The organism is Mediterraneibacter glycyrrhizinilyticus (assembly GCF_015560805.1).
Lineage (GTDB): Bacteria > Bacillota > Clostridia > Lachnospirales > Lachnospiraceae > Schaedlerella > Schaedlerella glycyrrhizinilytica_A.
Genome location: NZ_JADMSO010000013.1, coordinates 45,632 through 65,192, shown reverse-complemented (window position 1 = coordinate 65,192; position 19,561 = coordinate 45,632). Strand labels below are relative to the sequence as shown.

Annotated in this window: 17 protein-coding genes; 1 reads left to right on the top strand and 16 read right to left on the bottom strand. The window is 49.7% G+C overall.

Annotated elements, in window-relative coordinates:
- Positions 1–25 precede the first annotated feature (25 nt).
- The 14 genes from pfkA to I2H87_RS11905 form a co-directional block, all read right to left on the bottom strand.
- Entirely contained in the window at positions 26–1,036 is a 1,011-nt protein-coding gene (pfkA, locus tag I2H87_RS11970; RefSeq protein WP_009266900.1) for a 6-phosphofructokinase, read from the bottom strand.
- A gap of 129 nt (positions 1,037–1,165) precedes the next feature.
- Complete coding sequence (locus tag I2H87_RS11965) at positions 1,166–4,639, bottom strand: DNA polymerase III subunit alpha (protein WP_054705344.1); 3,474 nt, start codon at positions 4,637–4,639, stop codon at positions 1,166–1,168.
- Between the two features lie 101 nt (positions 4,640–4,740).
- Complete coding sequence (locus I2H87_RS11960) at positions 4,741–4,977, bottom strand: hypothetical protein (protein ID WP_009266902.1); 237 nt, start codon at positions 4,975–4,977, stop codon at positions 4,741–4,743.
- 106 nt (positions 4,978–5,083) lie between these two features.
- Positions 5,084–5,905: a CvfB family protein gene (locus tag I2H87_RS11955; RefSeq protein ID WP_022152351.1), complete on the bottom strand. Its 822-nt coding sequence runs from the start codon at positions 5,903–5,905 to the stop codon at positions 5,084–5,086.
- Between the two features lie 89 nt (positions 5,906–5,994).
- On the bottom strand, positions 5,995–6,768 hold the full coding sequence (locus tag I2H87_RS11950) for an SseB family protein (protein WP_009266904.1): 774 nt from the start codon (positions 6,766–6,768) through the stop codon (positions 5,995–5,997).
- A gap of 78 nt (positions 6,769–6,846) precedes the next feature.
- On the bottom strand, positions 6,847–8,220 hold the full coding sequence (locus I2H87_RS11945) for an NAD(P)/FAD-dependent oxidoreductase (RefSeq protein WP_054705341.1): 1,374 nt from the start codon (positions 8,218–8,220) through the stop codon (positions 6,847–6,849).
- Positions 8,221–8,354: 134 nt separating this feature from the next.
- Positions 8,355–9,059 (bottom strand): acyl-[acyl-carrier-protein] thioesterase, encoded by a 705-nt coding sequence (locus I2H87_RS11940; RefSeq protein ID WP_054705338.1) that lies wholly within the window; start codon positions 9,057–9,059, stop codon positions 8,355–8,357.
- 50 nt (positions 9,060–9,109) lie between these two features.
- The gene (locus tag I2H87_RS11935; protein ID WP_022152353.1) at positions 9,110–10,300 is read right to left on the bottom strand and encodes a cation diffusion facilitator family transporter; all 1,191 of its coding nucleotides are present in this window, start codon (positions 10,298–10,300) and stop codon (positions 9,110–9,112) included.
- A 64-nt stretch (positions 10,301–10,364) separates the two neighbouring features.
- Positions 10,365–11,036: a stage II sporulation protein R gene (gene spoIIR, locus I2H87_RS11930; RefSeq protein WP_009266908.1), complete on the bottom strand. Its 672-nt coding sequence runs from the start codon at positions 11,034–11,036 to the stop codon at positions 10,365–10,367.
- A gap of 63 nt (positions 11,037–11,099) precedes the next feature.
- Entirely contained in the window at positions 11,100–11,795 is a 696-nt protein-coding gene (locus I2H87_RS11925) for a GntR family transcriptional regulator (RefSeq protein WP_009266909.1), read from the bottom strand.
- Positions 11,796–11,798: 3 nt separating this feature from the next.
- Positions 11,799–12,674 (bottom strand): 4-(cytidine 5'-diphospho)-2-C-methyl-D-erythritol kinase, encoded by an 876-nt coding sequence (ispE, locus tag I2H87_RS11920; protein WP_054705332.1) that lies wholly within the window; start codon positions 12,672–12,674, stop codon positions 11,799–11,801.
- 77 nt (positions 12,675–12,751) lie between these two features.
- Entirely contained in the window at positions 12,752–14,311 is a 1,560-nt protein-coding gene (locus tag I2H87_RS11915; RefSeq protein WP_054705330.1) for a DUF3794 and LysM peptidoglycan-binding domain-containing protein, read from the bottom strand.
- A gap of 10 nt (positions 14,312–14,321) precedes the next feature.
- Positions 14,322–14,756, bottom strand: a complete 435-nt coding sequence (locus I2H87_RS11910) for a protease complex subunit PrcB family protein (protein WP_009266912.1) — start codon at positions 14,754–14,756, stop codon at positions 14,322–14,324.
- 126 nt (positions 14,757–14,882) lie between these two features.
- Positions 14,883–15,827, bottom strand: coding sequence for a DMT family transporter (locus tag I2H87_RS11905; protein WP_083460848.1), 945 nt, complete (start codon positions 15,825–15,827; stop codon positions 14,883–14,885).
- A gap of 166 nt (positions 15,828–15,993) precedes the next feature.
- On the opposite strand from I2H87_RS11905, the gene I2H87_RS11900 reads away from it, so the two are divergent.
- Positions 15,994–17,178, top strand: a complete 1,185-nt coding sequence (locus tag I2H87_RS11900; protein ID WP_195610104.1) for an MFS transporter — start codon at positions 15,994–15,996, stop codon at positions 17,176–17,178.
- Positions 17,179–17,249: 71 nt separating this feature from the next.
- Here the strand turns inward: I2H87_RS11900 and I2H87_RS11895 are convergent, their stop codons facing one another.
- Positions 17,250–18,443, bottom strand: coding sequence for a glycine C-acetyltransferase (locus I2H87_RS11895; protein WP_195610103.1), 1,194 nt, complete (start codon positions 18,441–18,443; stop codon positions 17,250–17,252).
- Between the two features lie 18 nt (positions 18,444–18,461).
- Entirely contained in the window at positions 18,462–19,529 is a 1,068-nt protein-coding gene (gene tdh / locus I2H87_RS11890) for an L-threonine 3-dehydrogenase (protein ID WP_022152358.1), read from the bottom strand.
- Between the last annotated feature and the right edge of the window lie 32 nt (positions 19,530–19,561).

The window sequence follows — 19,561 nt, the reverse complement described above, 5'->3', positions numbered from 1 at the left end:
TCTCTCCGGGCTTTCCACTCGGTTCTTACAGCGCCAGAGTCTTTGCGATCTCGTACTGGTACGCTGAAATTTCTTTCTTCATCGACAATGCTTCGTTGATATCATAGTCAACAAATTTGCCGTCTCTATATCCGATCACGCGATTGGTCTTTCCGTCACAGAGCAGTTCTACTGCCATCGCACCCATTGTAGACGCATACACACGATCCTTACATGTCGGGCTTCCTCCACGCTGCATGTGTCCGATGATCGAAGCTCTTGTCTCGATTCCGGTTGCCTCTTCGATTCTCTTTGCCATATTCAGAGAATCGCCGATTCCCTCCGCGTTGATGATGATGTAGTTCTTCTTTCCGCGTTTTTTGTTCAGCAGAATATCTTTGATCAGTTCTTCTTCATTGTAGTCATGCTCTTCCGGCATCAGAATACGCTCCGCACCGTTGGCGATACCACACCAGAGCGCAAGGTATCCCGCGTCGCGTCCCATAACCTCGATGATACTGCACCGCTCATGGGATGTGGATGTATCACGGATCTTGTCGATCGCTTCCATCGCAGTATTTACAGCCGTATCAAATCCGATCGTATAATCGGTACATGCAATGTCCAGATCGATCGTTCCCGGAATCCCGACCGTACGCACGCCCAGATTTGCAAGCTTCTGCGCTCCCGCAAAAGAGCCGTCTCCGCCGATGACGATCAGACCGTCGATTCCATATTTTTTACAGATCGCAGCCGCTTTCTGCTGTCCCTCTTCCGTGCGCATCTCCTGACAACGCGCAGTCTGGAGGATCGTGCCTCCACGCTGGATCGTATCGGATACGTCGCGTGCGGACAGATCGATGATCTCCTCGCGCAGAAGTCCGTGGAATCCTCTTCTGATCCCGCGTACTTTCAGTCCTTTGGAAAGCGCAACTCTGACTACGGCACGGATCGCCGCGTTCATTCCCGGTGCGTCTCCGCCGCTAGTCAATACGCCGATCGTACGCACAGTATCTTCGATTTCATCTAAAATAACTTTTTTCTTATCTTCTGCCATTTTTGTTTCCGCCTTTCTAAATAATCCTTTTTTTGCCGCTCACAGCAAATAGCCGTCTATATGCGGCTCTTCGACTGAGAGTAAGAAAGTTTGCATATTTTTTAACACTTTCGTACTATTCTACCCTATTTATATTTTGTTTTCAATAGTCTTTTCCACCACTTTTACGCGCTTTTCTCCAAAATGATTCATCAGCCTTCCAAGGATCTGCGGATCGATCCGGATATTTCGATTGCGCGGAAGCCGCTTTACTGCGCGCTCCTGCTGGCAGTAGATCACGACTTCATCATCGCCCTCGGAGTCGGCAAGATATCCGAATACGATCGGTTCCTGTTCCATGTAAGCCGCTTTGTCCGGGAACTGGATCCAGAGTTCTTTTTTCGTCCGCTCAAACGGAATGATCTTCTCACAGATCAGCTTGCTCGCCTTTTCCTCTTCCTCTGACACCCGTCCTTTGACAAATACTTTCTGATCCACCTCGAGATATTCCCGGTTTTTCTCATAGTCCCGCGGGAATACGACGATCTCCACTGTTCCGAGCAGATCTTCCACGGTAAGGAACGCCATCATCTGATTGGTTTTCGTCGCTTTCACAGTCTTCTCGGTGATCATCCCGCCGACGATCTCTTTTGCCCCGTCCCGGACTTTCGCGCGTCCGGTTTCTTCGTCCGGCTGAAAATCCGCCGTTGTGGCGGAAATATTCCTCTTCCACGTCTCCTCATATGCCTCCAGCGGATGCCCGCTGATGTAGATTCCGAGCACTTCTTTTTCAAAAGCAAGGCTCGTCTCTTTGGCGTACTCTCCGACATCCGGCAGTTTGATCTCAAACTCACTCTTCTGGTCGTCTTCCACCAGATCGAACAGCGTCATCTGCCCAGTCATCGCATATTTCTTCTCCTGGCTCACATGCTCCACGATCCGGATATAGATGCTCATAAACTGTTTTCGCGTTCCGCCGAGACAGTCCAGCGCTCCGGCTTTGATAAAGCTCTCGATCACGCGCTTGTTCATCGTATCTTTCATCGAGATCCGCGTGATAAAATCTTCCAGATTCTTAAACGGACCAAATTCCTCCCGATCCTTTACGATCACATCGATGACCGGACGTCCCACGCCTTTGATCGCCATCAGACCGTACCGGATGCAGCCCTCGTCCACGGAAAAATCCGCCACGCCGCGGTTGATGTCCGGCGGCAGGATCTTAATGTCCATATGCCGGCATGCATAAATATATTCTGCCACTTTCGGCGGATTTTCAATCACGGAAGTCATCAGCGCCGCCATAAATTCTACCGGATAATAGTATTTCAAAAATGCGGTCTGATACGCCACGACCGCGTATGCAGCGGCATGGGATTTATTGAACGCATACTTGGCAAAATCGATCATTTCATCATAGATCTTGTTCGCCGTCTTCTCATCGATCCCGTTTTTGATACATCCCGGAACGCCGTTCTCTTCGTCGCCATAAACAAAGATCTGGCGCTCTTTCTGCATCACATCCGCCTTTTTCTTCGACATCGCACGGCGGAGAAGATCGCTTCGCCCGAGCGTATACCCCGCCAGATCCCGCACGATCTGCATCACCTGTTCCTGATACACGATACAGCCGTAAGTCGGCGCAAGGATCGGTTCTAACTGCGGGCAGTCGTATGTGATCGAATTTGCATCATTTTTTCCTTTGATATACTGCGGAATAAAATCCATCGGTCCCGGACGGTACAGGGAGATCCCGGCGATGATGTCTTCCAGACTGTGTGGCTTCAGCTCTTTCATAAAGCTTTTCATCCCCGCGCTCTCGATCTGGAAGATCCCGTCGGTCTTTCCCGTTCCGATATAATCCAGCACATCCTGATCGTTATAATCGATCTTGTCGATGTCCAGATCCGGCATACGTTTCTTTGCCATTTTCACGGCATTCTGGATCACGGTCAGCGTACGGAGTCCGAGGAAATCCATTTTCAAAAGTCCCAGCTCTTCCAATGTCGTCATCGTAAACTGGGTTGTGATCGAACCGTCGGATGCGCGGGAAAGCGGTACATATTCATCCACCGACTTCTGACTGATGACAACGCCGGCCGCATGCATCGAGCTGTGGCGCGGCAGTCCCTCCAGTCTTCGCGACATATCGATCAGATACTTCACCTGCTCGTCACTCTCATAGCTCTTGCGCAGCTCCGGATTCATCTTTAACGCTTTGTCGATCGTGATGTTCAATTCCTGCGGGATCATTTTTGCGATCGAATCCACAAACGCATACGGCAGATCCATCACGCGCCCCACATCCCGGATCACGCCCCGCGCCGCCAGCGTACCAAATGTGACGATCTGAACGACCCGGTCTTTTCCGTATTTTCTCACCACATAATCGATCACTTCCTGCCGGCGTTCATAACAAAAATCCACGTCGATATCGGGCATCGTGACACGTTCCGGATTCAGGAAACGCTCAAACAGGAGCTGATACCGGATCGGGTCGATGTCCGTGATCTCCAGACAATAGGACACGATACTTCCGGCCGCCGATCCACGCCCCGGTCCGACCGCGATCCCATGGGTTTTTGCATAATTGATAAAGTCCCACACGATCAGGAAATAATCTACATACCCCATATTGTGGATCGTATCCAATTCATACGTCAGACGTTCTTTTAACTCCTCGCCCGGATTCCCGTACCGACGCTCCAATCCCTCAAAACAAAGCTTATTCAGATATTCCCATGAAGTCATGCCGTCCGGCACTTCATATTTCGGCAGCTTCGTGACTCCGAATTCGATCTCCACATTGCACCGGTCCGCAATCTTCTGCGTATTCTCCAATGCCTGCAGCGCATATGGGAACAGCGCCGCCATCTGTTCCGGCGATTTCACATAATACTGTCCGCCCTCGTAACGCATACGGTTCTCGTCGGCAAGCTTCTTTCCGGTCTGGATGCAGAGCAGGATATCGTGTGGTTTCTCATCCTCGGCATATGTGTAATGCACATCATTCGTCGCCACCAGTTCAATGCCCAGCTCTTCCGACATCTGCATCAGCTTCTGATTCACAAACGCCTGCTCCGGGATTCCGTGATCCTGCAGCTCCAGAAAATAATTCCCTTTTCCGAAGATCTCTTCATATTCCAGCGCCTTGTTCTTCGCTTCGTCATACAGCCCTTTCGATATATAGCGCTGTACTTCCCCTGCCAGACACGCGCTCAGCGCAATGATCCCCTCGCTGTAAGTCCTGAGTACTTCCTTATCCACCCGCGGCTTGTAATAATATCCCTCCACAAATCCTTTGGAAACGATCTTCATCAGATTCGCGTACCCGGTGTTATTCTCCGCCAACAGAACCAGATGATAGTATCGGTCTTCCCCTCCGGCAAGTTCTCTGTCAAACCGGGAGTTGGGCGCCACATAGACCTCGCATCCGAGGATCGGTTTGATGCCGGCTGCTTTCGCCGCACGATAAAAATCGATCACGCCGTACATCACGCCATGATCGGTGATCGCCGCGCTGTTCATCCCGAGTTCTTTCACCCGCCCGACATATTCTTTGATCTTGTTTGAACCATCCAAAAGACTATATTCTGTATGGACATGCAAATGTGCAAAATTCATGCTGTGCCTCCTGAAAAAAGGGCGGTCCCCATCTGAGAACTGCCCTCCTGTACCCTTTGTATCTAACATGTGTTTCTAACGAAACGCATCTCTTTCGTCAATTACTCTCCGTTGATCATAAATCCGATCAGACGGTCTGTATCTTCTTTCTCGTATGCGATGATCTCAAGCTCCGGGATCTCACCATTGGAGAAAATATTCGCCATCGATACATACTGGGAAAGCTTGGATTTCAGGTTCAGTCTGTCTCCCTCTCCCGTCACCAGTTCTACTCTGCCTTTGCACTCGTCAACGGCTTTAAAAAAAGCTTCTATGTCTGTAATATTCTGTACTTTCATATCGAAAACTCCTTTCTCAATTCCTTCTTATCTGCTACGCTTTCATTATAGCTTATTTTCCCCGGATTGCAAGAACAATTTTGCCATATTTTTGCTTATCCAAAGCTTATTTTTCTACAATTCGTGATGCCTGGATCTCAATCTTTCCTTGCTTCAAAAGCCGTCCCACCGCACGTTTAAATGCAGCCTTGCTCATGCCCAGTTCCCGTTTGATCTGTTCCGGATCGGATTTGTCCGTAAACGGCAGGCTTCCGCCGCGCCGTCTGATACTCTGCAGGATATATTCGGCGTCGCCCTCCATCTGTTCCGGAATCTTTCTGCGAACGCTCAAGTCCAGCTTTCCATCCTCTTTGACTGCCGTGACACGGGCTTCCACCACGTCTCCGACTTTCATCGTTCCGATCACGTCTTTTTTCGGGATCCTTGCAGAATAACAATTGTCCACCGCAACAAATACGCCGAATTCTTCGCTTGTGTCATAAATGATCCCCTGTACACGATCGTCTTTCTGATACGGAGAATCCGTCCGCAGCATATGGTAGACTTTCATCGTCGCACAAAGCCGCTCACTCTTATCGATGTAAAGGGTACAAAGGCAACGGTCGCCTTTCTTTACTTTTGCTGTCTGCTGTCGGAACGGCAGAAACAGGTCTTTTTCCAGCCCCCAGTCCAGAAACGCCCCCATCCGGTTCGTATCTGCGACTTCCAGCACCGCCAGTTTCCCCAACGTCAGTTTCGGTTCCCGCGTTGTCGCGATGATCCGGTCTGAGGAATCTTTGTATAAAAAGACTTCGATCGGATCTCCGACTTCGATCCCTGACGGAACCTGCTTCTTCGGAAGCAATACCCGCTCGGTCTCGCTTCCCAGATACACTCCGAAATCTACGGTTTTTACGACTGTCAGAACTTGCTTTTCTCCTAATTTCATACGCGATATGATCTCCTGTTTGTATTTCCGTTTTTCGCAGCGTCGGTGTACAAGGGGCAAAACGTTCTTTGTACGCTGGCGCCGGTTTCTTAGTTGTTTGGTTTTGCTCTTCCCGGAAGCTGGAGCACCAGATTGACGCCGAACGGGTTGACCGTCACGCCGATCGCCTCTTTTGTGATCAGTTCCGGAAGTTTTGCCGCTTCCACCACGGCTGTCTTCATTTTTTCGTTTCGATTGACATTCTGGAATTTCATAAACTCCTGCATGTCAGTAAAGATCGGCTGTAAAACTCTTCCGTCTTTCTGCTTGAGGATCGGAACCGCATTCTTCTCCGTCACGCCGAGGATGTAACGTCCGCGCATATAGTGTGCCATCATCTCCTCGTTCAGTTCTTTCAATTCCTCGGTCATCTTCGGTTCGCCGAGGGCGCGCAGTTTCTGGATAAAATACAGCGCCGTCAGATGAAGTTCCGGATTCTCGATCAACGGGATTCCCTGCTTTTCAGCTTCCTCGCGGTTTCTCGTGATCAACTCATGAAGCTGGACCTCCTGCTCTTTTCCGGTTCCTTTTCCGATGCAGATACAATTGACTCCCATCGGAAACAGGCTTGTATAAAACGGAAGCAAAAACTTGGAAGCGATCTTCACAACGTGTACTTTTTCGTTCTTCTCACAACGGCGTTCCGCCTCTTTTTTCGCATCTTCTTCCTGAAAATAGACAAATACCTCGTCATCGTAATTTTCTTCGCTGCACTCTACAAACGGCATTCTTGTGAAATCCGACATCAGCACATACAGCGCCTCCGTCATCCGAAGCTGTCCCAAAATTTTTCGTTTTTCGTCTGTCATCTTTTCTGCACTCATCGCTTTTGCTCCCTTATCTTTTTCGCTTATTTTCACGCATCCGCTGTTTGGATCTGCGGCTCTCCTTTCGCCGGTCGGTCAGCCGATCTGTTCTGCAATATGTCTTGCCACATGCACGCCGCTGGCTGATGCATGGGAGAGGGAATGGGTCACGCCGCTTCCGTCTCCGATCACATACAGACCTTTGTAGCGCGTCTCGAGATTCTCGTCGATCTCCACTTCCATATTATAGAACTTTACTTCTACACCGTAAAGCAATGTATCGTCGTTTGCCGTACCCGGTGCGATCTTGTCCAATGCATAAATCATCTCGATGATGCCGTCCATGATACGTTTCGGCAGGACGAGGCTCAAATCTCCCGGAGTTGCCGCCAGTGTCGGACGGACAAGTCCCTCCTCGATCCGCTTCTCATTGCTCCGTCTTCCGCGGATCAGGTCTCCGAAACGCTGTACGATGACACCGCCGCCGAGCATATTGGAAAGCCGTGCGATACTCTCGCCGTAACCGTTGCTGTCTTTAAACGGCTCGGAGAAATGTTTTGCCACAAGCAGGGCGAAGTTCGTGTTCTCCGTCTGCTTCTCCGCATCTTCGTAGCTGTGACCGTTGACCGTCACGATCCCGTTTGTATTTTCATTTACAACGATTCCGTGCGGGTTCATACAGAACGTACGCACATTATCCTCAAATTTCTCTGTTCGGTAAACGATCTTGCTCTCATAAAGTTCATCGGTCAGATGGGAGAAGATCTCCGCCGGGATCTCCACACGCACGCCCAGATCGACACGGTTCGACAAAGTCGGGATCTTAAGCTCTTTACAGACTTCCTGCATCCACTTGCTTCCGCTTCTTCCGACCGAGATCACGCAGCGCTCGCACTCATCCGCTCCGCCTTTGTGGTGTACGCGGTATCCGTCCTCAAGCACTTCGATGCGATCTACATTACAGTTGAAAAAGAACGATACTTTCTCTTTCAGTTCTTCATATATATTTTCCAGCACCACATAATTGATGTCCGTTCCGAGATGCCGCACCGAAGCATCCAGAAGATTCAGCTGATTCTGCATACATAATTTCTTAAACTTGCTTCCCGCTGTGGAATACATCTTCGTGCCCTCACCGCCATGGGATACATTGATCTCGTCCACATACTTCATCAGGTCGATGGCCGGCTTTCTGCCGATATGCTCATACAACGTTCCTCCGAATGCATTGGTGATATTATATTTTCCATCGGAAAATGCACCTGCTCCGCCGAATCCGCTCATGATCGCACAAGTCTTGCATCCGATACAGCTCTTCACCTTGTCCCCGTCGATCGGACAACGGCGCTTCTCAAGTGGATTACCCGCTTCAAACACTGCGATCTTGAGATCCGCATTCTTTTTCACCAGTTCATACGCCGAAAAAATCCCGCCCGGTCCGGCTCCGATAATAATCACGTCATACTTCATCTTCTTTTCCTCCCGATACGCTTTGACATTTTCCCAAAAAGAACCCGTAATCTTATCCTGTTGTAAGAATACGAGTTCTGGTGTAGTCACTTCTTTCCGTTACAATTCATTATATCCGCTACCGGAAGCGGCTGTCAAGCGAATTCCACGACCGCATAGGCTTTTCCGCCCTCATCGCACAGTTCCACGACGACCCGGTCTTCTTCTTTCGCATATTTCGGAAAGATCCTGTCACCAAGCACCGCCGACTTCTTGTAATCTACCCGGAGCTTATGCACCTGTATTTCTTCGGGAAGCACTTCCAGCGCCATCTGTACATACTGACAGTTATTCACATGTTCATTCGTATCAATATGATATTTGCGCACCGGAAATACCGGGAGATCTTTTGTCTCTTTCGGAAGTACAATCTTCCGCCCCTCATACGGCATCTCAAGCGGCGGCTCCTCCCCGTATGCGTCGATTTCTTCCTGATCCGGACGCACCGGACGACCGCTCTCCACATCCAGATATACCCAGAGTGAATGGGCGCATGCCACCTGCTGCCCTCGCTCGTCTTTCATCACAAAATTCCGCTTTCCGAAAAGCCCCTGGAATCCGGAGGAAAACGTCCCCACTGTGATCTTTTCGCCCATCTTCGGATAACGGTCCACGATCACTTGCCAGTACGACAAGATCCACGCCCGCTTCTTTTTTGCAAGCTTAGCCCGCCCCTCGCCGATGTCTTCCGACTGGAACGTACTGCAGTCCTGAAAATAATTGATGATCCCCGGCAAAGTCACCGTTCCGTGATGATCGATCTCGCTGTATCGGATTCTTCCCTCTATTGTATAATACATGCCGCATGCTCCCTTTCTGTATTTTCTGTTTTTCTTCCTTTTTCTTACTTTTACTCTTCTTCTTTTTCTTCCGCCACAAAAGAATGTTCCATCGTGATCACAAATTCGTACCGCCCATCTTTCTGTTTCATCGTATCACAGAAACGTGCTTTCACATCGTTCTTTTTCTCTTCGTCATATTCCCGCGGAACGACCATGTCAAAGATCAGATTGATCCGGTCCTTTCCGTGCACGACGCGGAAATCATGAAGACTGCATGCCGGGTCGGTTTCTTTCATCACCTGATAAGCGTCCTCGCGGATCTGAAGCACTTCCGGATTCTTTGTCTCGATCGGATCCATATGTACGACAAGAAAGATTCCCAATTCCTCAACCGCATCCCGCTCGATCCGGTCGATCACTTCGTGGGACGTCTCGATATCCACATTGTTCGGGACTTCCGCGTGGATCGACGCCATACTCCGGTTCGGACCGTAATTGTGAACGATCAGATCATGGGTTCCCTCGATGCCGTCATATTTTTCCACAAAATGCTTGATCTTCTGGTAGACTTCCGGATCCACCGCCTCGCCGATCAGCGGCTCCAGCGTATCTTTCGCGATCCCGACTCCTGCCCACATGACAACAAGCGCCACGCCGACTCCCACGATCCCGTCCACATTGATCCCTGTCAAAGAAAATAAAACAAGCGACACGACCGTTGACGTCGTCGCCAGCACATCGCCCATAGAATCGGCAAACACGGCTTTCATCACCTTGGAATCGATCTTTTCTCCCAGCTTCCGGTTGAACAGTCCAAGCCATAATTTGACGCCGATAGACAATAACAGGATCACAACGGAGATCATCCGGAAATTGATCTCCTGCGGCGTCCGGATCTTTCCGAGAGAATCTTTAAAAAATGTAAATCCCACTTCCAGAACGATAAACGACACGACCAGCGCCGCGATATATTCGATCCGCCCGTGTCCGAACGGATGATCTTCGTCCGCCGGCTTCTCCGCCATCTTCACCCCCACGAAACTGATGATCGAGGAACCCGCATCCGACAAGTTATTGAACGCATCCGCCATGACCGACACGCTGTGCGCGACCAGCCCGACCGCAAATTTTACCACAAACAAAAACACATTACAAAAGATGCCCACGATACTCGCCAACACACCGTAGGCGGTACGAACGGACACCTTTTCCACATGTTCGTAATCTTTTACAAAATGTTTCACCAAAAACTCTGTCATATATCCACACCTTCGTATCTTTATCGTTCTTTTTCTCTATTGTATTCACTGTGATCCGGTGTATTCACAGTGATCCAAGAAGTTCCGGCAGTTTGAACCGGATTTCAAATTTTCCGCCCGCAGTCACCTGCCGGTATTCTTCCTCGGTCAGTACCTGCTCCAGCTTTTGTTTTCCCTCCTCGGGGACAACAGCATTCACCGCATCCAAAAAGCAGAGATTCGGATAGAGCACACACCACCAATTCTGCCCTTTCGCCTCTCCGATCTCCACCCGGAGCGCCGTGTAATTTCCTGCCGGAAATGTCACATCCCCATAAGTCTTGTCCGGGAAATAGCTGGTCGTCACCGCGGCGCTGACCGGATAGTCATATCCGTTTTCCCGGATCGTGCGCTCTGCCGCCGCCCGGATCCCATCCGTATGCGTCCTTGCCCATTCTTTTGTCGCTTCCACATCCAGCCCTTTCGGAAGTGCAGCTTCCATCGTATCCAGTACCGCATCCCGCACCTTTAATTTCAGCGTCTGATCTTCTTCACTGTCACTGTTCGCAAGCACATGAAAGCGGAGCACTTCTCCCGCAAGATGTTCCTGCAGTTTTGCCTCCGCTCCCTGATCGATCCGCCATGTGATCATCCCGGTCAAAAGTGCCGCGATCAGAAGCGAAAGAAAGCAGATCACCGCATCTGCTCTTTGCTCCCTCTCTGACTTTTGTCCTCCGTCACTTTTCTTTCCAAGCATATGTAACAACTCCCTCCATCGTATTTCTTTCTGATAGTGGGAGTATTGCCCGCCTGTGCCGGATTATACATGCCGGAACTGATTTTCCTCCAGATGGCGCAGTGCATCGCTCACCGCCTCCACCTGATTGTCGATATGCTGTTCCGTGATCTTTGTCGCCACGTCGATCTCCCCTGCTTCGATCGCACGGATGATCTCCTGATGTTCCCATAAAAGCTGTTTGTGGCATTCTTTCTTTTTCAGATATTCCACGCGGTAACGGTACATCTGTTCCCGCAGATTGTTCAGAAGCGAGATCAGTCTCTGATTGTCCGTCGCCATGTAGATCACATCGTGAAACGCCACATCCGCCTCCGCAACCGCAGTCACGTCTTCGCCCCCTAAGATTTCTTCAAATGCTCTCGCCGCCGCTTTCAGATCCGCAAGCGTCTGCGGAGACATCCTGAGGCAGGCCAACTGTACCGCCAGATTTTCCAGTGCTCTCCTCACTTCCAGCACGTCCCGCAGACTCTTCTCCGTGATCTGCGCAACCTCCGCTCCCTTTCGCGGGATCATCAGTACAAGTCCCTCCAGTTCCAGTTTGCGGATCGCTTCGCGGATTGGCGTCCGGCTCACTCCGAGCTTATTCGCAAGCTGGATCTCCATCAGACGCTCGCCCGGCTTTAATTCCCCGCGCAGGATTGCCTCGCGCAGTGTATTGAACACGACGTCGCGAAGCGGAAGATATTCATCCATTTTTACTGTAAAATTCAACTCCATCTTCTAGTCCCTTCTCGCACTGTGGATATTAGTCACATAAACCTGTTTTGCCAGCCCTTTTGTGCGGATCCTCTCCTGTGCTTTTCTTGCTTCCATCTTATTTTCAAACAATCCGAAGACCGTCGGACCGCTGCCGCTCATCATCGCGTTCAGCGCGCCGGCGTCTGTCATCTCCCGCTTGATCTCATCGATCACCGGATGCATCGGGATCGTCACGTCTTCCAAGACATTTCCCATGTGCGCCGCGATCTCGTGCAGATCGCCTTTTTCCAGTCCTGCAAGCAGTCCGTCAATGTCCGGATGCTTCCGGATCTCCGAGGAATCCAGCGCCTCATAAACGACTTTTGTCGAAACACTGATCGGAGGTTTTGCGATCAGTACCGTACATTTCGGCATCGCCGGAAGCACGCTTAATTCCTCACCGATCCCCTCCGCCAGCACGGTTCCCCGCATAATGCAGTACGGCACATCCGCGCCTAACTTTACGCCCCGCTCCATCAGCTCTTCCCGGGACAATTTCAGTCCGAACAGCCGGTTCATTCCAAAAAGTACCGCCGCGGCGTTGGAACTTCCTCCTGCCATTCCCGCAGCTACCGGGATATGCTTTTTCAATGTGATGCGGACGCCCTCTTTGATGTCAAATTCCCGGATCAGAAGATCCGCTGCTTTGTACGCGATATTTCCCTCTCCCGTGGGCAGGAAGAACAGATTCGTCTCGATCTCGATCCCCGGTTCTTCTTTCCGCTCGATCTTTACATCGTCATACAGATAAATCGACTGCATGACCATCCGTACATCGTGATACCCATTCTCTCTTCTGCCAAGAACATCCAGCCCCAGATTGATCTTGGCAAGTGCTTTCAGCTCGATTTGTCTCATGTGTGTTCCCCTTTATCTGAATTTCTTCTGTATATTTGACCTTTTGTATCTTGTATACATTATACTTTATTTTCTTTTTACAGTATACTCATATTCTCTTTAAAAATCAATAATTTATCCCCCGCTTTTGGTTCTCCGGCTTCGATCCCGTTCACCTTTCTTATTCCCTCTTCCGTCGTCATATAACGTTTTGCCAGACTCCAGAGATCATCGCCGTCTTTTACGACATATCCGACGATTCCGGGACGTTTTTCCACCTCTTCCATTGAAACCGGCTCAAACTCCACATCCGTGATCACGTTCATGAACACCGGATTCCGCATAAATGTGTCAAATGCGAGCACCGCCTTGACTTCCACCGCCTCGCTGCCCGCCAGTCCGACCGACAACTGTTCCACATGCCAGGTAATATGATGCCGCGCATCCTCGGTCATGTTCGGACATTCCAGAAGCCATGAGAACGGGATCATTCCGCTCCAACTTCCAAACGGGATCACATCGTCCGCGCGAAGATACAGAAACGTCAGATGCAGGATCCCCTCGACCTGCATTCCCTGCGCGGTCTGTTCCATATGCTCCACCTGCATTTCTCCCTCACTGTGGCAGATCTGCAGCACATCATCTTTCAGTTCCGGAAGCAAAAGTTTTTCGGAAACTTTACATTTGGAATGATTCTGGATCAGCAGTTCTTCGTAGACGGCTTCCCGCGTCTCAAACTTACAGTTCTGTTCCAGCGAATACACATCTTCCAGCAAGGAAAGTTCTTCTTCCCGGTAAATGTTCATCCGCAGGTTCATCGTCCCCTCGATCCCGAGGATCCGCATTTCTCCATCCTCATCCAGCCGCACATCGACGAGCGGATCGTCCAGCGTACTCTGTACCGAATAATACATCGATTCCTCCACGCCGTCGCAGGAGATCCTGCCCTCGTACGGCACGCTCTGTTCCAGCCAGTCTGTCTTTCCCTCTTCGGAACGGTACATACAGAATACGAGAAGTTCTCCGGTCAGGAGCATTTCGTCCTGCCCCGGACGGATTTCCAGTTTCCGGCTGCTTACGTCGGTCAAAAGAAGCTGTCCGACACTCTCCTTTGTTCCGGGCAGCGTGATCTCCTCCTTGATCCGGTATGTATCTTTCTTCATTGTATGCAGTTCCAGCAGATGGACCGGACGAAATTTTTTGTAAACCGATACTTGGCTTTCCAGATCGGTCGTTGTCTCCTCATCCGCCAGTTTTTCCATACCGATCTCCATTTCCACAAGCGCACGGATCCCCACCTTGCGGGAATGTACCAGCGTCGCTGTAAATTCGGTCCGCACATTCTGTATAAAATACTGTCCGGCGTCGTCCCCCTCAATATAGACCATTTCTTCAAACGGGATCTTTCCCTCCAAAACGGCGGGCGCATTTTCCGCGTTGTCCGTCACATACAGGATCTGAAAATATAATTTCCCCGAAACACGCAGATAATTCTCCACAAGCCGCAGATCCTCGACTTTTACATTTCCCTTTCCCTGAACGATCTGCTTTACGTCCTCTTTCGTATCCGGGACATTATAATCCTCATCCACATAAAACTGGTCAAACGTCCGTTTCCCCTCCTGCGTATAATGTACCTGTCTCTGTATCAGTTCCATATACTCCTCCTCAATCAAATTCCACCGATTTTTTCCCGTCTTTCATTCTTACTACGACATACGGGTACGTCGCGATCTCTTTCGTCTTTTCGCTCTTTTCCGGCCCCATCAGCCTTGTATGGAACACGACCGCATTTTCCGTCTCATACAATTCGGACACTTCCACGCTGTACCCGGTTTTGTCCTGTCTTCCATAGCCTCGGGCAAGATACAGTTCGCCCTGATCCGCATAAGTCAGACAGAACGGTTTCTCCCGCTCTTCCCGGATCACGCGGGCAAATTCTTCCGGCACCGCGTCTTTTTCCACGATCTCAAATTCCGGTTCCCCGATCCGCTTTGTCTCCCGGACTGTGGAGATACAGCCTGTCAGCATCCACATTCCCCCAAAAATCAGTCCAAAAAAAATCAGGATTCCATAGGTCTGATGTCTGATTCGAACCTGCATTTGCACCTCTGCACGCCCGTTCTCTGTAATACCTATGAATCCTAATTCTTATTTATGCGCAAAATCTGTTTCTTCTATTTTTCTTCTATTCCCTGATGCCGGTCTGTCCCTGCATATCCGTATCCGTCAGTTTCCGCGCCGTTTTTCCGGCATCTGCGCCAGCACGATCGCACCGAACATCAAGACACAGCCCAATATTTCCCGCGCGGTCAGTTTCTGCCCGAGGATCACCCAGCCTGCCAGCACCGAAATGCAGGATTCCAGACTCAGGATCAAAGACGCGACGGTCGGGTTCATATTTTTCTGTCCGATGATCTGGAGCGTATATGCCACACCGCAGGAAAGCACACCCGCATACAGGATCGGCGCCCACGCTGCCAAAAGTCCGCTGATCCGGATCGTCTCGGTCAAAAATGCCGGAACAGCCGAAAAGACCGCGCAGACCAAAAACTGGATACACGCCATTTTCACACCATCCACTTTCGGCGAAAAATGATCGATCACCAGAATATGGAGGGAAAATAAGACAGAACAGATCAGTACAAGTATATCTCCTTTCCCGATTCCGAAGTCATCGGTCATACAGAGCAGATACAGACCGACCAGCGCCAGCGCGACCGCTCCCCAGATCAGCGCCCGGCTCTTCTTATGAAAAAATACCATTCCGAGGATCGGAACAATTACGATATAGCAGGCGGTGATAAATCCGGCTCTCCCAACCGTCGTATACTGGATGCCGATCTGCTGGATATTCGTTGCCAGCGAAAAAAGGATCCCGCAGCAGATCCCGCCTTTCAGCAGTGTTTTCCGCTCGTCGGCTTTTGAAGCTCTGTCATTTAAAATTCCTACTTTTGCCTTTTCTTTCTGCATATACTTTTCCGGGGAATTGAGCCGCCCGAGCAGAAAAATGCAGGGAATCAGTACGATTCCTCCGATCAGGCTCCTTACCATATTAAATGTAAACGGACCCACATAATCCATTCCTACGCTCTGCGCTACAAACGCCACGCCCCAGATCGTGGCGGTCAGCAAAAGCAGAAGCGAATTTCTCACTTGTGTCTTGTTCATCATCTTTCTCTCTTCCTTTTATTCTTCCTGCGATATTTTACCGTATCTTTGAAAATTTGTCTAATGAAAGAATAGAAATATTGTGATATATTGTGATATAATCCCTTTGACGTTATCGTTCACGCCGGAAACAGCGTGAGAAAAAATATAAAGAGGAGGGTTTCTCAACTTGAACAAACAATACAACAAAACCATCACCGCCTGCTTTGTCGGCTACATCGTACAGGCGATTATCAATAATTTTGTGCCGCTGCTTTTTCTGACATTTGAGCGGACGTATCAGATACCGTTATCCCAGATCACACTGCTTGTGACGATCAATTTCGGTGTGCAGCTTTTCGTCGATCTGCTGTCGGTAAAATTTGTGGACAAGATCGGTTACCGTGCTTCCATGGTGATCGCGCATCTCTGCTCCGCAGCCGGACTGGTTCTTTTGACCATCCTGCCGGAAGTCATGAGTTCCTCTTTCCTCGGGATCCTGACTGCCGTGGTCGTTTACGCTATCGGAGGCGGACTTTTGGAAGTACTCGTCAGCCCGATCGTGGAAGCCTGTCCGTCCGACCACAAAGAAAAAGCAATGAGTATGCTCCATTCTTTTTATTGCTGGGGACATGTCGGCGTTGTCGCCCTGTCAACGCTTTATTTTTATATTGTCGGCATCTCCAACTGGAAGATCCTCGCCGTCATCTGGGCAGTCATTCCGCTCGCAAACGCATTGGCATTTACAAAAGTTCCAATCGCCCCACTTCTGCCGGAGGGCGAATCCGGTCTGCGGATGAAAGACCTCCTGGGCATGAAGCTCTTCTGGGTTCTGTTTATCATGATGGTCTGCGCCGGAGCAAGCGAACAGGCGGTCAGCCAGTGGGCATCCACATTTGCGGAACAGGCGCTCGGTATCACAAAAACACTGGGAGATCTTGCCGGACCGATGGCGTTTGCGATCCTGATGGGAGCGTCCCGTTTCTTTTACGGAAAATACGGCGACCGGATCGATCTGGATCGGTTTATGATCTTCAGCAGCCTGCTCTGTATCCTTTCGTACCTCGGGATCTCCCTGATCCCGGTTCCGCTTGTCAGCCTCGCGGCATGCGCCGTCTGCGGACTGTCCGTCGGTATCATGTGGCCGGGAACGTTCAGTAAAGCCTCCCAGGCGCTCCGCCGCGGCGGAACCGCAATGTTCGCCCTGCTCGCACTCGGCGGCGACGTCGGCTGCTCCGGCGGGCCGACTCTGGTCGGACTGATCTCCAGCAGCCTGAACGACAACTTAAAAGCCGGAATCCTTGCCGCGATCATTTTCCCGGTGCTTCTGCTGACCGGGATCCTGCTCTGTCGGAGGATGAAAAAACAACTTTAAACAATCTCCCGGAAAATCAGATATGAAAAATCGGATTTTCCGGGAGATTGTTCTTTTAGGTAAACGGCTTTCTACAAACCTAATTCTTCTCTTACTTCTTTAAAACACTTTACAATATAATCTATATCTTCTTTTGTATGTGCCGCGCTGACCTGTGTTCTGATCCTTGCCTTTCCTCTCGGAACGACCGGATAGGAAAATGCAACGACATATACACCTTTTTCCATCATTCTCGCTGCCATTGCCGCCGCCGTCTTTTCATCATACAGCATGATCGGCACAATCGGATGCACTCCGTCGATGATGTCAAATCCGGCCTCTGTCAACTGCTCTCTGTAATAAGATGTCAGACTTTCCAAATGATCACGAAGAGAAGTATCTTGTTCCAATATCCTGAACACTTCGATACTTGCCCCCGCAATGGCAGGCGCTAATGTATTTGAGAAAAGATATGGTCTGCTTCTCTGACGTAAAAGATCGACAATCTCTTTTCTTCCGCTTGTATAACCACCGGATGCACCGCCCAATGCTTTTCCTAACGTTCCCGTGATAATATCCACTCTTCCCGTTACGCCACAATATTCGGCAGTTCCCCGTCCGGTACTTCCTACAAATCCGGCTGCATGGCTGTCATCTACCATAACAAGCGCCTGAAATTCATCCGCGAGATCACAGATTCCTTTCAAATCTGCAATGATCCCATCCATAGAAAACACTCCGTCCGTTGCGATCAGCTTGATCCTTGCCCCCGCCGCATCCGCAGCCTCCAACTGTGCCCGCAGATCTGCCATGTCATTGTTTTTATAACGATAACGTTTCGCCTTACACAGACGAACTCCGTCAATAATACTCGCATGATTCAGCTCATCACTGATCACCGCATCCTCCGCCGTGAGAATCGTTTCAAAAAGACCTCCGTTCGCGTCAAAGCAGGAAGAATACAAGATCGTGTCTTCCATACCTAAAAATCTGCTGATCGTTTCTTCTAATTTCTTGTGCACATCCTGCGTTCCGCAGATAAATCTCACGGAAGAAAGTCCGTATCCCCGTTCTTGATATGATCGGACTGCCGCCTCGATCACTCTTTGATCATTGGCAAGCCCGAGATAATTATTCGCACACATATTGATGACTTCTCTTCCGTCCTGCAGGACTACTTTTGCCCCCTGAGGAGACGTGATCGGACTTTCTCCTTTTAAAAGACCGGCATTTTTAATCTCTTCTACTTCATCCGCATAAAACTTTAAAACATCTTCTCTCTTCATAAACCGATACCTTTCCTTTCAGAATCCTCTATTTTCATAAAGTGAAGTCCAATCTAATACAACTTTTCCTGAATTCCCGCTGTTCATGATCGCAAAGCCTTTTTCGTAATCCCGTATGTCAAATCTATGGGTGATGATCTTGGAAATATCCAGACCACTCTGCAGCATCGTATCCATCTTATACCAAGTTTCCCACATCTCTCGTCCATAAATCCCTTTCAAGGTCAATCCGTTAAAGATCACCTTTGTCCAATCAATCCGCGCATCCGATTTCTGTAACCCGAGAAGTGCGATCTTTCCTCCGTTTTTCATATTATTGACCATATCATTAAAACCGGCTTCATTTCCGGACATCTCAAGACCAACATCAAAGCCTTCTTTCATATGCAGTTCTGCCATGACATCTTTCAGTGTTTCTTTTCCGATGTTTACTGCCCGTGTCGCCCCCATTTTTCTTGCCAGATCCAGACGGTACTCATTCATATCCGTGATGACAACATGCCGTGCTCCGACATGTCTGCTGATCGCAGCCGCCATAATTCCGATCGGACCCGCACCTGTGATCAAAACGTCCTCGCCTACCATATTAAAAGACAATGCCGTGTGAACCGCATTTCCGAAAGGATCAAAACAAGAATACAGTTCTTCCGGGATCGTCGGCGAACATTTCCATACATTGGTAGCCGGAATAACAAGATATTCCGCAAATGCACCGTTTCTGTTGACACCTACTCCTTGCGTATTCCTGCATAAATGCGGCTGACCGGCCAGGCAATTCCGGCATTTTCCGCATACAATATGTCCCTCTCCCGACACTTTTTCTCCGATATGAAAGCCCTCTACATTCTCACCGATCTCCACGATCTCACCTACATACTCATGCCCTGCCGTCAATCCGATCGGAATTGTGTCCTGTGCCCATTGATTCCAATTATAAATATGTACGTCTGTTCCGCAGATAGAAGTTTTTAAGATCTTGATCTTCACTTCATTTTTACCGACTTTCGGGATCTCGACTTTTTTCAGCCAAAGTCCCGGTTCGGCTTTTTCTTTGACAAGTGCCCACATTGTATTTTCACTGCTCATAACGGTTTCTCCTTTCTATGCGTTCCTGCAAA

Coding starts and splice junctions, on each gene's coding strand:
- I2H87_RS11940 (WP_054705338.1), bottom strand. CDS start 9,059: ATGTATTATACAATAGAGGGAAGAATCCGATACAGCGAGATCGATCAT.
- I2H87_RS11925 (WP_009266909.1), bottom strand. CDS start 11,795: ATGGAGTTGAATTTTACAGTAAAAATGGATGAATATCTTCCGCTTCGC.
- I2H87_RS11895 (WP_195610103.1), bottom strand. CDS start 18,443: ATGAAGAGAGAAGATGTTTTAAAGTTTTATGCGGATGAAGTAGAAGAG.
- ispE (WP_054705332.1), bottom strand. CDS start 12,674: ATGAGACAAATCGAGCTGAAAGCACTTGCCAAGATCAATCTGGGGCTG.
- I2H87_RS11960 (WP_009266902.1), bottom strand. CDS start 4,977: ATGAAAGTACAGAATATTACAGACATAGAAGCTTTTTTTAAAGCCGTT.
- I2H87_RS11950 (WP_009266904.1), bottom strand. CDS start 6,768: ATGAGTGCAGAAAAGATGACAGACGAAAAACGAAAAATTTTGGGACAG.
- I2H87_RS11945 (WP_054705341.1), bottom strand. CDS start 8,220: ATGAAGTATGACGTGATTATTATCGGAGCCGGACCGGGCGGGATTTTT.
- tdh (WP_022152358.1), bottom strand. CDS start 19,529: ATGAGCAGTGAAAATACAATGTGGGCACTTGTCAAAGAAAAAGCCGAA.
- I2H87_RS11955 (WP_022152351.1), bottom strand. CDS start 5,905: ATGAAATTAGGAGAAAAGCAAGTTCTGACAGTCGTAAAAACCGTAGAT.
- I2H87_RS11935 (WP_022152353.1), bottom strand. CDS start 10,300: ATGACAGAGTTTTTGGTGAAACATTTTGTAAAAGATTACGAACATGTG.
- I2H87_RS11910 (WP_009266912.1), bottom strand. CDS start 14,756: ATGCAGGTTCGAATCAGACATCAGACCTATGGAATCCTGATTTTTTTT.
- pfkA (WP_009266900.1), bottom strand. CDS start 1,036: ATGGCAGAAGATAAGAAAAAAGTTATTTTAGATGAAATCGAAGATACT.
- I2H87_RS11915 (WP_054705330.1), bottom strand. CDS start 14,311: ATGGAACTGATACAGAGACAGGTACATTATACGCAGGAGGGGAAACGG.
- I2H87_RS11965 (WP_054705344.1), bottom strand. CDS start 4,639: ATGAATTTTGCACATTTGCATGTCCATACAGAATATAGTCTTTTGGAT.
- spoIIR (WP_009266908.1), bottom strand. CDS start 11,036: ATGCTTGGAAAGAAAAGTGACGGAGGACAAAAGTCAGAGAGGGAGCAA.
- I2H87_RS11905 (WP_083460848.1), bottom strand. CDS start 15,827: ATGATGAACAAGACACAAGTGAGAAATTCGCTTCTGCTTTTGCTGACC.